The sequence below is a fragment of the Rhizobium sullae genome (genome assembly GCF_900169785.1).
Lineage (GTDB): Bacteria > Pseudomonadota > Alphaproteobacteria > Rhizobiales > Rhizobiaceae > Rhizobium > Rhizobium sullae.
Window position 1 is genome coordinate 1 of sequence record NZ_FWER01000061.1, and the last position, 13734, is coordinate 13734.

Sequence of the window (13734 nt, forward strand, 5' to 3'; positions counted from 1 at the left end):
GATTATTCCGTTGGCGGGACCTGCAAGTGCAGCGGTGGCTTACAAGTAGAGGCTTGGCACCCGCGCGCAGTTCGCCGGCTACTCGGAACCTGGCAGTCAGAATTGAAGGGCATGGAAGTATAAATCTTGATTGATCGTCGATATCGTTGACCGGTTAGAGGCTTGTTCTGACGAAGCGGTTGGCCTCGGCCGCCTCATTCATGTCCTTGCGCCGAAAATAGATCGCTCGCCCGCAGCGGATCGGGCTGTGGCCTTGGACGATGACAATCTGTTCATCCTTTCGCATCGACTGGGTGATCTCGTGCGGCATGATCAGCGGCCTTCGCTGAAAATTCACACTCTCCGATTGGCGCGACCCCATGGCAGAACTGCTCCAGCCGACATTGCGCGACCTGCCCTTTACCTCGACGGTCATTTCCCCGCATTGGGCCGAGACACTGCGAGCCGTGTCGAGTGCCTTGACTGCGGCATAGGAGGCAAAGGCGCAGCCGTCGATCCATGAGGTCGCACCGTCCTTGCCGAAATGCCGTTCCAACTGTCCGACCGACTGGTACATGAGCATCAGCGTGATCCCGTATTTGCGGCCGCGGTCGCGCGCCTCTTCCAGCATGCGCATGTAGCCGAGCAGCTCGACCTCATCGAGCATGAACAATGTGCGGCGTTCGAATGCGCCATCGGCCTGCACCATGGCCTTGATCAGGGAGCCGATGATCACTCTTCCGATGCCAGGATAGGAGCGCAGGATCGCGGCCGGGATGTTGAGGAACACATCCTTTTTGCCAGAAACAATATCGCGGGATCTGAAGGCGTTGCCACAGACGAGGCCAGCGTAACTGTCGAGCGACAGCCACTGCGTGTCCTTCGAGGCCGTCGAGTACACGCCGGAAAACGTTTGCTCCGTCATGTTGGTGAAAACGCCGAGGGTTTCGCGGATAAAGGCGGACCCTGAGTTCTCCTGAACATCGCGCAGCATGGCGAGCACTGACGGCTCCGGCTCGGAAACGATCTGGCGCAAACTGCGCAGAGTTCGCCTTCCGGCATATTCCGGCGAGAGCATCACATGCGCAAGCAGGCCGGTCAGCAGATTGTGCGCCTGGTTCTGAAAATAGGCACTGCTTGACGATTCGAAACGTGCGCTTTCCGACAACAGCATATGTGCGATGCCGACGATGTCCTCTTCTTTGCGGACGGATGTTTCAATGCCGTCGAGGACGTCGAAGCCAGTTGCCGGATCGGCGGGATCGAGCACCATCACGTCACGGCCGAGAACACGCCGGCGGTGTTCGACCACCATCGGTGCCACTTCTGTCGACGGGTCGAGGCAGATGAGCGGGCCGGTATATCGAAGCGCGGTCGGCACGACATTGCTGGTTGTCTTGAATCCACCGGAGCCGGCGAAGAACAGCATATGCGTGGAGTCAAAATCCAGCTTATAGGTCAGGAGCGGCGCCGTGCCACCCTGTCCCCACGTCGAACGATCGTTCGGGTCGAATGGAAGCTTATGCACGAGCTCGCGATCGACGCGATAACGTTCGCCAACGACGATTTCGCCATCCGGCGGGAAAAGCTTTGCGGCCGCAGGCATCGAGAGCCAGTCGGCGTCGCCAAAGGTTCCGCGCTTGGCGCGTTTGATCGGATCGGCAACGACGACGGAGATACGCGCCGACACCGCGACAATCAGAAAGCCGAGAGCCGATCCAGCGACGGCGAAAGCGTCGAGATACGAGAGCGCCACGTCCCAGGTGACGACGCCGCGCTCAACGGAGGGAGCGAGACGTCCATATTCCCGCAAGGCGTAGAAGCCGGCAGTGACGAGAAAGCCGAGAAGGCTTGCCACCGCGATCGGCCGGCGTCGATGCAACGGCAAGGGCCAGACCGTCAAAAGCCCCGCGAGCGGCCCGAACATAAGTGCTGGCACGGGTATTGACCGCAGGAACCAATATTGCGTTTTCGCCGACATGCCGGAGGCCAATTCTTGCCATCGCCAGCCAGTCACGTAGACGGCAAGGCCGGTAGCGGCGACAGGAACGAGAACAAGCAGAAGACCCGGATGCAATCGATGCGTCAGTGCCATTTCGCTTTCTCCTAAACAGTATCCAGCGAAGAGGCCTTGAACGCGTCGATGCCGATGTCGCGCAGCCTCTGATGTTCCGCAGAGCTCGGAACGATCCGTGCCAGTTCGAGCAGGCCGCCAAGCAGGAACGCCCGGTCGGCCTTCGATAGCCCGGCCTTGACGACGATTCCGCCAAGCAGAAATTTCTGCCGCGCCTCGCGCTTGCGTTCAGCTGCCATGCGAAACCGCCGCCGCCGTTCCAATCCGGCCAGCCTCCGGTCGATGCGGTTGAGGTGATGCGTCGGCTGCGTCCCTTGTTTTCTTTTGAAATCGCGCTGCGATCTCAGTGATGATCTGATCGAGCTCTTCGTCGGGTAAATCCATCTCCGCCAGGCCGGCCTTGGTCGCGGCGCGAGCAAACCGCTCGGCGGATTTAACTATCAAAACTCTTCGGCGTTCCTTCAGCTTCTCGATCTGCGCGTCGAGGTCGGAAATCGATGTTTTGGCGGCCATTGATGATCCTCCGCTTGTTTTGTTACTGTGATGCTCGCGCAGTTATACACTCTAGTATAAGTGAGTTAAATAAGCTAGTTTGCGCAGACGCTAAGAACAAAGGAATTCCCGCCGTTAGCCGTCTTCCGCGAAAACGGTATCACCCAGTCGGGCCGATCGGTTTGTGGGCGCAACGAGCGTCGCTTGCGCGACGTACCCGGAGGGTCAGGAGACAGTTGTGGCGATCATGTTCGTTAGAGCTCAGATGATCAGCAGGGGAGCCGGACGCAGCATTGTCTCGGCCGCCGCCTATCGTCATCGCACGAAAATGACCGATCAGCAGGTCGGAACGACGTTCGGCCGTCGCGGCGCTTTGTCGGAACTGGTGCACGAGGAATTGGCCTTGCCGGATGAGACGCCGGCGTGGCTGCGCGAGGCGGTTGACCGACGCTCGGTCGCCGGTGCCAGCGAGGTGCTTTGGAACGCCGTCGAAGCCTTCGAGAAGCGCGTCGACGCGCAGCTTGCCCGCGAACTGATCATTGCTCTGCCGGAAGAACTGACGCGAGCTGAGAACATCGCCCTGGTGCGCGAATTCGTCCGCGACAACCTCACGTCGAAAGGAATGGTCGTCGACTGGGTCTATCATGACAAGGACGGCAATCCTCACATCCACCTGCTGGTGACGCTGCGTCCTTTGACGGAGGAGGGATTCGGGCCGAAGTATGTGGCGGTAACAGGAGCAGACGGTGAGCCGCTGCGCGTCGTCACACCAGACCTGCCGAAGGGCAGGATTGTCTATCGGTTCTGGGCCGGCGACAAGGAAACGATGAAGGTGTGGAAGATCAGCTGGGCGGACACGGCCAATCGGCATCTGGCACTCGCCGGTCATGAGATCTGGCTCGACGGCCGCTCCTATGCCGAACAGGGTCTTGCCGAGATCGCACAGAAACCTGTCAGTCTGAAAAAAGTGGCATTGGCACGCATGGGCAAGGAGATGTTCTTCGCGCCGGCGGACCTTGCCCGCCGGCAGGGAATAGTAGATCGCCTGCTTGCAGGTCCCGAACTCCTGTTAAAGCAGCTTTCCAACGAGCGCTCGACCTTTGATGAGCGCGATATCGCCCGGGCGCTCCACCGCTATGTCGACGATCCGGTTGACTTTGCCAATCTCCGTGCGCGGCTAATGGCGTCGAACGATCTCGTCACGCTGAAGCCGCAGCTGTTCGATCCGCAAACAGGAAAAGCTGCAGAGCCGGCAATCTTCACCACGCGCGACATCCTGCGCACCGAATATGACATGGCGCAGTCGGCCCGGGTTCTCGCGGAGCGCGGCGGGCACGCCGTTGCCGATCGGCGGATCACTGAGGCGATCGGAAGCGTTGAGACACGTGATCCGCAAAGGCGCTTCCGGCTCGATGCGGAGCACGTGGACGCTGTCCGACATGTCACTGGTGACAGTGCCATTGCTGCCGTCGTCGGTCTGGCGGGTGCGGGCAAATCCACATTGCTCGATGCTGCGCGCGTCGCCTGGGAAAGCGAAGGTTGCCGAGTGATCGGTGCTGCGCTTGCTGGAAAGGCTGCCGAAGGTCTGGAAGGCAGTTCCGGCATCAAGTCGCGGACGCTCGCATCCTGGGAGCTCACCTGGGCCAACGGCCGCGCCAGGCTTGGGCGCGGGGACGTGCTGGTGGTCGATGAGGCCGGCATGGTGTCGTCGAAGCAAATGGCGCGCGTCCTGAAGGTTGTGGAAGAGGCCGGCGCAAAAATCGTCCTTGTAGGTGACGCCATGCAACTCCAGCCGATCCAGGCAGGTGCAGCGTTCCGCGCAATCACGGAGCGGATCGGCTTTGCCGAGCTTTCCGGCGTGCGCCGCCAGAGCGAGCAATGGGCACGCGACGCGTCCCGGCTGTTTGCGCGCCGCGAAGTCGAACAGGGTCTGCACGCCTATGTGGAGCGAGGCCATCTTGTCGAAGCGGAGACGCGGGAGGAAGCCATCGGACGCATCGTTTCCGACTGGACCGATGCTCGTCGTGAGTTGCTTCAGAAATCCGTCAATGAAGGAAGCCTGGGCGGTTTACGCGGCGACGAACTCCTCGTTCTTGCTCACACGAACGTGGATGTGAAGCGCCTGAACGAGGCATTAAGGACCGTGATGACGGCCGAGGGCGCGCTCGGTGATAGTCATGCCTTTCAGACCGAACGAGGGGCGCGCGAGTTTGCCATTGGCGACCGCATCATCTTCCTAAAAAACGCCCGTTTCTTCGAGCCGTACGCCGAGCATCCCGAGGCCCAATATGTCAAGAACGGCATGCTGGGCACAGTTGTTTCGACGACCGACAAAGGCAGTCGGACATTGCTCTCAGTGCGCCTCGACAATGGCCGCCATGTCAGCTTCAGTGAGGACAGCTACCGCGATGTCGATCACGGCTATGCCGCGACGATCCACAAATCGCAGGGTGCCACAGTCGACCGGACGTTCGTTCTCGCGACCGCCATGATGGATCAGCATCTGACCTATGTGTCGATGACCCGCCATCGCGATCGTGCCGATCTCTACGCGGCCAAGGAAGATTTTCAGGCAAAACCGGAATGGGGCGCGAAGAGCCGGGTCGATCATGCCGCCGGCGTCACCGGGGAACTTGTCGATGTGGGCGGGGCACAATTCCGCGAAGGAGGGGGCGCCGATCCAAGCCCCTACGCCGACGTCAAAACGGATGACGGGGTTACGCATAGGCTCTGGGGTGTGAGCTTACCGAAGGCACTACTGGAGGGTGGAGTCGACGTCGGGGACACGGTCACCCTGCGCAAAGACGGGGTTGAGAAAGTCAAGGTTCAAGTTCCTGTCATCGATGAGGAAACCGGGCAGAAACGTTTCGAGGAAAGGGAAGTGGATCGCAATGTCTGGAGGGCCAGACAGGTCGAGGCGGCGGTGGCCCGCCGGAGGCGGATCGAGCAGGAAAGTCACCGGCCCGAACTGTTCAATCAGCTTGTCGAACGGTTATCGCGGTCCGGCGCTAAGACGACCACGCTCGATTTCGAAGACGAGGCCGGCTACCAGACTTTTGCGGGTGATTTCGCGCGGCGTCGCGGGATTGATCATTTCGCGGAGATCGCAGCCGGGATAGAGGAGAACGTTGCCCGACAGCTGGCGCGACTTGCCGGAATGAGGAAGGAACTGGCGATGCTGTGGGAACGGGCAAACGTTGCCCTGGGCTTTGCGATCGAGCGCGAGCGGCGCACCGCTTATGATGACCGGGTCCCTGTACCATCCGTCGAGCGGACCAGTGCCGGGGAGATGCGGTATCTTCTGGCGCCTGTGACGTCCTTCTCGAGGAGTGTGGACGAGGATGCGCGCCTGGCGCAATTGGGTTCACCCGGCTGTCAGGAGCGTGAAGGGATCCTTCGCGCTCAGCTCGGAAAGATCTTTGTTGATCCGGGCGGGGCGCTTGCCTTGCTGAACGACCGGGCTTCACACACTGGTGTCACGCCTCGCCGGCTTGCCGACGACATCACGCGTGCGCCGGCCCAACTCGGACGTTTGCTGGGCTCGGACCGTTTGGTCGATGGGCGGGCGGCGCGTGACGAGCGCAATGCAGCGATTGCCGCTCTTGCTGAACTGAAGCCGCTGGTGCGCGCCCATGCCGCGGCCTTCCGCAAGAACGCAGAACGTTTCGCAGCGCGTGAGCGGACGCGCCGTATGCATATGTCTTTATCGGTTCCAGCGCTATCGAGAGGTGCCCGTGCGCGCCTCGACGAAATCGAAGCCGTTCGCGAAAGGGGTGGCGAGGAGGCCTATAAGACTGCCTTTGCGCTTGCCGCCGAGGATCGTTCCGTGGTGCAGGAAATCAAGGCCGTAAGCGAGGCGCTGACGGTCCGCTTCGGCAGGAGTGCCTTCACGGACAAGGCAAACGAGCATGTCGAGCGCGTCATTATGGAGCGCATGCCGGAGGATTTGGGGTCGAAAAAACGCGAGGAGTTGGTGAAGCACTTTACGGCCGTGAAGAGGTTTGCCGAAGCGCAGCATCAGACTGAATGCCGGGATCGCTCGCGGATTGTCGCTGCTGCAGCTTTTGATCCGACCCGGCAGAAAGCCTCGGCGCCGCCGCTGCTTGCCGCGGTTGCTGAATTCAAGGCGCCGATCGAGGAGGACGCGAAAGCGACGGCCTTATCGACGCAGCATTACCAGCAGCGTCGCGCAGCCCTTGCAGAAGCCGCGATCAGCATCTGGCGTGATCCTGCCGCAGCAGTGACGACGATCGAGGCGCTGGTCACAAAGGGTATTGTGGCGGATCGCATCGCTGCTGCGGTGGCCAGCGATCCTAAAGCTTACGGAGCGCTGCGCGGTTCGGACCGCCTGATCGACCGGCTGCTTGCTTCCGGGCGAGAGCGCAGGGATGCGCTCCAAGCCCTTCCGGAGGTTGCCATTCGCCTGACCGCCCTTGCTTCGGCCTACTCGAATGCGTTCGATGCGGCTCTGCGCACGCTCGGCGAAGAACGGCGACGTATGGGGATAGCCATTCCTGGGTTGAGCAGGAGCGCCCGCAATGATCTCGAGCGCCTCACCCTAGCGGTCGCGAAGAACCCGCGGGCGCTTTCCGGAATGATCAGCGCGCTTGATCCGAAGATACGCGACGAGTTCGCGGCAGTGAGCAAGGCACTCGATGCGCGCTTCGGGCCTGGTGCAATCGGGCGCGATGAGAAGGGCGCCGTCAACATGGTGCCACCGGCCGGCCGAAAGGCGTTCGAAGCGATGTGGGCATCGCTCAAGGTCTTGCAGCGGGCTGTTCGGATCGAAAGCACTCAAAAGATCCAGCGTGAGCGTCGGGCGCAAGCAATCGGTCGTGGGCGCGGCCTCAATCAATGAAGCGCGAAAAAGGATGGCCGCCAGCCAATGTTCCCATCGTCTTCATGGGCACCGGGCGCTTGCGGCCGCCATGACGCGCATTTGGCATCGTCGCTATCACCCGTCGCAAGTGGCTTCCAACGACTGCAAAGTCAAACTTACTGTTGCGTCGTGCCTGCAGGTGGCGTGACGGGAGCTGGCGCGGCATTATTGTCTGCCGGCGCGGGTGGGGCTGCTGGAGCCGGCGCAGGCTCGGAATTGCTCGTCGAACCAGTGGTCTGTGGATCGGTGCCGGGTGCGTTCGGCGACTGGATGAGAGCGAAAGCGCCAATCGCAATCAACCCAGCCGCTGCAATCCATGCGACCCAATTCGTGCGGCGATAATCAATCGGTGAGGTTCGACGGTCGGGATCACGGCTTGAGTTTTCAGGATCATACGTCATTTGCATCTCCTTGTTCCGTGGGAGGAGAATGTCGTGACACGTTATTGGTTCCAGGGATCTGGTCAGGGCGCCGTGCGGTCCTATCGGCGGCGTCCGGATCACCTAGTTCGTTCCCCAGAGATCATGACGGGTTGGAGGCTTATCGCAGGATGGCAAGGCTTCGGGTTCGATCAGCGATTGAATGCTTCGGGCTTCTGCCGGCGTGCGTTGAATGAGACCGCTTTTTCTAGTCGGGACCCCACTTCTGCTAAGCGGGCAAATCGGTCATTCCAGCTAACCCAAGTTTCTTGCCTCATCTAATGAAGCTATTGCACAGGGATTTGTAAGAACAGGGTCGTTGGTTCTAATCCCTTCAGGACCTGGGCTTGGCGGACGATTTTCTGGGTATGAGGGTCGGAGCCGAAATACGGACTCGATCGTCAGCTGAAATGGCGCCGCTTGTGAGCAGATCCAAAGCGTTTGACGCAATCTGCTCGAAGGGGACGCGCAGTGTCGTGAGCGGTGTCGGAAGATGACTGACGATCGGGATATCGTTGTATCCGACGACTGAAACATCGTTGGGTACGGATATTCCGAGGCGTGACAGGCCGGAAAGAGCACCGATTGCGGTGTTGTCGTTCACGGCAAAGATCGCCGTCGGACGATCTTCGAGGCGCATGAGCTGCAGGGCCGCATCCGCTCCGGCGTCGATCCCGAAGGTCGACGGCACAATGCAATCCGGGCGGACCGAGATAGCGGCCTCTTCCAGTGCCTGCCTGTAGCCTTCGACGCGCCCGCGCGAGCTGGAGGCATATGAAGGACCGGCAATTACTCCGATACGACGATGACCGAGGTCCAGGAGGTGGCGCGTCGCCAGATATCCGCCCAGCCTGTCGTCGCCCACCGAAGACAGGCTCCGTCCATCGGTACGCAACGCCAGGACAAAAGGTACACCTCGGGCCCCCAGCTCGTCAGGAAAATCGTCATCCTCGCGTGCAGTCGAAAGAATCAAGCCGTCGACGCCTCGCTTCAGAAGTGACTCGGCAGCAAGTCTGTCGGCCTGGGGTTTATCATCGGTTGTCGCGACAATGGCAAAGCGGCCACTTTTGCTGCACGCTTTTGCCAGGGACTCGTAGAGCATTGCCATGACGGTATCAGTCAGCCGGGGCACGATCACGCCAACCGTCATCGTGTTGCCGCGTCTGAGGCTCGCCGCGGAGACGTCTCTGACATAACCCATGTCTTCTGCGATTTTCCGGACGCGGCGCGAGGTTTCGTTGTCGGATCGGGGAAGTCGCTCATCGAGGATCCGCGACACTGTAGATTTTGAAACGCCAGCAGCCGACGCAACGTCGAGGATAGTCACCCGTGTCTGGCGGTTCGCTTCTTCGGGCTTTGAATCCATTTCACTTTTTTCCATTTACGGCGCTCTCGCGATCAATGCTCCCAAGCATGCATCAAAAAAAATGTTGACTCCAGCAAAATCGGAAACGATAGTGGGAACGTTCCCGTTAACGATCCCATCGCTGATCACGAAGGCGGACAGCGGCTATCAAGGAGGAGACAACCTATGCCAACGATGGATTTGAGGGGCCTGAGCCCGGCACCCGTTACCGCGTTTACCCGCGACGGAGAGGTCGATTATCCGGCCAATGCCCGTATCGCCAAATGGCTTGCCGGCATGGACGGCGTCAAGAGCTTAGTTATCCTTGGTCATGCCGGCGAAGGCACGTTCCTGACCGAGGAAGAGCGCCTGCAGCTCATCCGCACCTATGTCGAAGCCGTCGATGGCCAGGTTCCAATCATCGCTGGTATCACCGGCGAGGGCACTAAGGTCGCCGCTGAAGAAGCCAAGAAGTGCAAGTCTGCCGGCGCGACGGGTGCTCTTGTCTATCCGAACCATGGCTGGCTGCGTTTCGGGTTCCAGAAAGGCGCCCCGCAGGATCGCTACAAGGCCATCTGGCAGGAATCGGGCCTGCAGTGCATCCTGTTCCAGTACCCGGATGCCACCAAGGCTTCCTACGACCTGGACACCCAGCTTGCGATCGCGAGCCAAGATGGCGTCGTCGCCACCAAAAACGGCGTTCGAAACATGAAGCGCTGGTACGTCGAGATTCCGGAACTCAAGAAGGCCAACCCGAACCTGCAGATCCTGAGCTGTCATGACGAATGGCTGCTGCCGACCATGTTCGATGTCGACGGCCTGCTTGTGGGCTACGGCAATATCACACCGGAGCTGCTGATCGACCTGATCAAGGCAGGAAAGGCGCAGAACTATCCGGAAGCTCGCCGGATCTTTGAACGTCTCCTTCCGGTCACCCGTGCCGTCTACCACCGTGGTTCCCATATGGAAGGCACCGTCGCCCTCAAGCTTGGGCTTGTCCATCGTGGTGTGCTTGACCATGCCACTATCCGCGAGCCGCTGAAGAACCTCGGCGAAAAGGCCGAAGCGGAGATCTTTGCAGCCTTTGATGCTGCCGGCATCGGCCGGGTTGAGCAGCTTCTGGCAGCTGAGTGACTGAGGACGCCCTCGCCTCTCAAGCGGGGGCTTCTTACGGAGAGGGGATTGCGGGCGCATCGGGGAGTGATGCGCCGCGGTCGCACCGTCTGTCACGCTGGTGCCTGACTCGCCGATGAGACAGCCATGCCTTCCGGATCCACAGCGACACCATGCCAAAAGGGTCCCGAAGTTTAAGACATCCAACGCGTAGGTTCGATGCCGGGCCGGGAGAGAAGGCCAGGCAGAGGGAGGAAACATGAATATGGAACAACGGATGGCCGCGCCGTCGCCGGCCGTCGATACCCAAGCTGAAATCAGCGCCCGCCTAGAACGGCTACCAGTGACCCGGGAGATCTTCTGGGCTCGAAATATCGTCGGCGCAGCGACGTTCTTTGACGGTTACACTGTCATCGCCATAGCCTATGCCATGCCGGTTCTTGTCCGCGAGTGGGGTTTGACCCCGGGACAGACGGGAATGATCTTGTCGATGGGCTACCTAGGGCAGTTGATCGGCGCCATTTGCTTTGGCTGGCTTGCCGAACGGATCGGCCGTCTCAAAGTGCTGCTATTCACCATCCTGCTATTCGTCAGCATGGACGTCGCATGCCTCTTCGCGGCCGGTGCCGGCATGATGATGGCATTTCGTTTCGTCCAAGGTATCGGAACCGGCGGAGAAGTTCCGGTTGCAAGTGCCTATATCAACGAGTTGATCGGCTCGAAGGGGCGGGGCCGCTTCTTCCTGCTGTATGAGGTGTTGTTCTTGCTCGGCCTCGTCGGTGCGGGCTTGATCGGCTACTTCATGGTCCCGGTCTACGGCTGGAAGGCGATGTTCGTCGTCGGCCTGGTCCCTGCGATCCTCATGATCCCGCTGCGTTGGTTCCTCCATGAATCACCGCGCTGGCTGGCCGCCAACGGTCGCTATGAGGAAGCCGACCGCATCGTCACCAAGTTGGAGAACAGTGCCCGCGCTGCCGGCAAGGAACTGCCGGAGCCGAAAGTCGTGGCCGCCCCCGTCCGCCGCAAATCCGACTGGCGCGAACTTTTCCAGGGCATCTACCTCAAGCGCACACTGTCGATCTGGGCCATGTGGTTCTGCGCCTATATGGTCGCCAATGGAACGATCACCTGGCTTCCGACCCTCTATCGGCAGACGTTCAAACTGCCGCTTGAAACCAGCATCTTCTACGGCTTTGTCACTTCGATCGGCGGTGTGATCGCGGCCGTTATATGCGCACTGCTCATCGATAAAGTCGGCCGCAAGCGCTGGTACACTGGTGCACTTCTGATCGCGCCGATACCGCTTGTCATCCTCGCCTGGCTGGGTGCGACATCGCCGATCCAGGTTCTGATCCTCGCCGGTCTCGCCTACGCCATCGTCCAGACTGTAACCTTCTCGCTCTACCTCTATTCAGCAGAGATCTACCCGACCCGTCTTCGTGCCATTGGCACGGGTACAGGCAGTGCCTGGCTGCGTCTCGGATCCTCTGCGGGGCCTATCGCTGTGGGCTGGGTCATGTCATCGATGGGCATCCAGTATGTCTTTGGCGCTTTCGCAGCGATCCTTCTGGTTGGCGCCCTGGTCACGGTCCTCTTCGCGGTTGAGACCAAGGGCCAGGTCCTGGAGGAACTTTCGCCGTGACGACCTGAAACGTCAGCGATTAAAAAGACTTACGGATCAAAGGCTCGGCTTAAGATCGCCCGGGCCTTGATCTTCTTACTCCTTGGTGGGCGAACTCCGGCGGTCAAGCCGAGGGACATTCATTCCTGAAATTCAAAGCCGGAATACTAAAAATCCAGCGCGATTGGTCTTTGATGGGGGAATTGGTAGTGCGACCGATTCTCGCATACAGCAGGTCCTCCTTACAAAAGTATACTGTCAGAGGCCGCAGTTGTACCGGGTATGGATCAGCGGCTACGCCTTCGATGTCACCCTTGTCGAAAGGATTTGGTTGAGGGGATGGCGATCGTGCGGCAACACGCTGGTCAGGCGGTCGTCCGTGTTGGGCTGACTCAGTATCCCGCTGGCGTGGGAGTCAAGGAACCGGCGGATCTAAAGCAGGACCTCGTCGATGCCTGCCAAAACCTCCGCAAAGGCACGGCGATGTTCGCCAAGGTTCTGAGGATCGTTGCGAAATGTTCTGGCAACCCCACGAACAAAGATGTCTTTCCTCAGATCTGAGGATGCGGTGTATGCATGGAATACTGGCGAGTTCGACAGTGTCGGCGTGTTCTGGGCGGAGGATCCGGAAACAGTGTGACATTGGAGAATGCGACGTCGCCTTCCGATGATCCTGTCAATGGCGATGCCAGTCCGGGGAGAGAGCGCCCAAAGCTCTGAGCAAGGCCAAGGTGTTGGATCGGCAGAGATGCGGATCGATCTTTCAAGGATCGGCGGAAAATGAGCCTTCACTCGGGCAATGCATATCGCGTCAGAATGGCTTCATTTCCTTCAATGGTGACCTCGACCACTTCGTTTACGAGATCTTGTGCGTCTGCGAGTTCCTGGAGAATGAGCGTGAACAATTCCCGTTGTCGCACCGGCAGGACTTGCGGAACGATGATCAACAGGCCGGCATGCAGATCCTCTTTGCTATAGAGTTTTCTGAAGTCGCGGGCATTGTTCGTCACGAAGGTGAAATCTCCCGCAACGATCCGAGGCATCAGATCCCAATCGGTCTCGCCGCTTAAACCCAGCCAATTCACATGGAAGCAATCGTGGCCGTGATCTTGAGCCACGGCCACGAGCGACGTGTGCAGGCATTCATCGATGAGGAATTTCACGAAGCCCTGCCCGAGGGTTTTCGTGTACTAGCGACGCCGAGAGGCAAACGGTTTACCGACTTCACCTTCAAGCCCTGTTCTGACAGCTTGCGAGGCCGCCCCCTGGCAGGATGGGCGGCGACCCAGATTTCGGCGAGATCCACCATGCGCGCTGTGAGTGCCGGATAGCCCTCAACGAGCTCGTCGATGGTAGCGCCTTGCTGTTTCATCGCAGCGATTGTTCGCACTGGTATGCGGGTGCCCTTGAAGACGGGCTCGCCGCCAACCACGCCTTTGACGCTATGGATAATCTTGTCCGCTTCCCGAAGCGCCTCGCTCCGTGCCGCCAGTTGCTCCCTTGCTCGGGCAACATCAACGATCAGATAGTCGTCCGCTCGGACAGTGGCTGCATTGGGATTCTCGTCAATTGTATCGAACAGACGCTTGCGACGCTCCGCGGACAGGATCGAGCCGACGCCATACCAGAGCTTCAAACGAAGCAGATCATCATCTGTGAGCGCTCGGACGGAACTGTGCGACAGTCGGGTCGCGAGGATTCGCTTGTCGATGGCGTTATGGACCGATTTGATGCCGATCTCACTCACGGCTGCCGCCTCGGCGGGTGTGTATTCACGAACGGCGCTGGCCATAATCATTCTCCTTGTGCAGA

At 59.8% G+C, this 13734-nt stretch carries 10 protein-coding genes and 1 pseudogene; 4 read left to right on the plus strand and 7 right to left on the minus strand.

The features are described from left to right. Nucleotides 1–154: 154 nt before the first annotated feature. From traG to BN1800_RS33140, 3 genes are read right to left on the minus strand one after another with little or no spacing between them, the layout of a single operon-like run. A complete protein-coding gene (gene traG / locus BN1800_RS33130) occupies nucleotides 155–2074 on the minus strand; it encodes a Ti-type conjugative transfer system protein TraG (RefSeq protein WP_087004028.1) in 1920 nt (639 codons plus the stop codon). Nucleotides 2075–2085: 11 nt separating this feature from the next. Next, entirely contained in the window at nucleotides 2086–2292 is a 207-nt protein-coding gene (locus BN1800_RS33135) for a conjugal transfer protein TraD (RefSeq protein WP_087004031.1), read from the minus strand. Continuing rightward, complete coding sequence (locus BN1800_RS33140) at nucleotides 2282–2566, minus strand: TraC family protein (protein ID WP_087004034.1); 285 nt, start codon at nucleotides 2564–2566, stop codon at nucleotides 2282–2284. The genes BN1800_RS33135 and BN1800_RS33140 overlap by 11 nt, the downstream gene beginning before the upstream one ends. A 217-nt stretch (nucleotides 2567–2783) precedes the next feature. Here BN1800_RS33140 and traA point away from each other — a divergent pair, with 217 nt between their 5' ends. Beyond that, nucleotides 2784–7403, plus strand: a complete 4620-nt coding sequence (gene traA, locus BN1800_RS33145; RefSeq protein WP_087004037.1) for a Ti-type conjugative transfer relaxase TraA — start codon at nucleotides 2784–2786, stop codon at nucleotides 7401–7403. 137 nt (nucleotides 7404–7540) lie between these two features. On the opposite strand, the gene BN1800_RS33150 is transcribed toward traA, so the two are convergent. Then, complete coding sequence (locus tag BN1800_RS33150; protein WP_087004239.1) at nucleotides 7541–7825, minus strand: hypothetical protein; 285 nt, start codon at nucleotides 7823–7825, stop codon at nucleotides 7541–7543. A 352-nt stretch (nucleotides 7826–8177) separates the two neighbouring features. Next, the gene (locus tag BN1800_RS33155; RefSeq protein ID WP_087004040.1) at nucleotides 8178–9209 is read right to left on the minus strand and encodes a LacI family DNA-binding transcriptional regulator; all 1032 of its coding nucleotides are present in this window, start codon (nucleotides 9207–9209) and stop codon (nucleotides 8178–8180) included. A gap of 165 nt (nucleotides 9210–9374) precedes the next feature. Between BN1800_RS33155 and BN1800_RS33160 the strand changes: the two genes are divergently transcribed. The 3 genes and pseudogenes from BN1800_RS33160 to BN1800_RS33170 all read left to right on the plus strand — a co-directional run. Continuing rightward, a complete protein-coding gene (locus tag BN1800_RS33160) occupies nucleotides 9375–10322 on the plus strand; it encodes a dihydrodipicolinate synthase family protein (protein ID WP_179213959.1) in 948 nt (315 codons plus the stop codon). Between the two features lie 238 nt (nucleotides 10323–10560). Further along, nucleotides 10561–11943: an MFS transporter gene (locus BN1800_RS33165; RefSeq protein ID WP_087004044.1), complete on the plus strand. Its 1383-nt coding sequence runs from the start codon at nucleotides 10561–10563 to the stop codon at nucleotides 11941–11943. A gap of 312 nt (nucleotides 11944–12255) precedes the next feature. Beyond that, nucleotides 12256–12559, plus strand: a pseudogene (locus tag BN1800_RS33170) (lysozyme family protein); the annotation flags it as partial. Nucleotides 12560–12710: 151 nt separating this feature from the next. On the opposite strand, the gene BN1800_RS33175 reads toward BN1800_RS33170, so the two are convergent. Together BN1800_RS33175 and BN1800_RS33180 are read right to left on the minus strand one after the other, a co-directional pair. Then, nucleotides 12711–13085 (minus strand): DUF5615 family PIN-like protein, encoded by a 375-nt coding sequence (locus tag BN1800_RS33175; protein WP_087004047.1) that lies wholly within the window; start codon nucleotides 13083–13085, stop codon nucleotides 12711–12713. Beyond that, on the minus strand, nucleotides 13082–13714 hold the full coding sequence (locus BN1800_RS33180) for a DUF433 domain-containing protein (protein ID WP_087004050.1): 633 nt from the start codon (nucleotides 13712–13714) through the stop codon (nucleotides 13082–13084). The genes BN1800_RS33175 and BN1800_RS33180 overlap by 4 nt, the downstream gene beginning before the upstream one ends. Nucleotides 13715–13734 lie beyond the last annotated feature (20 nt).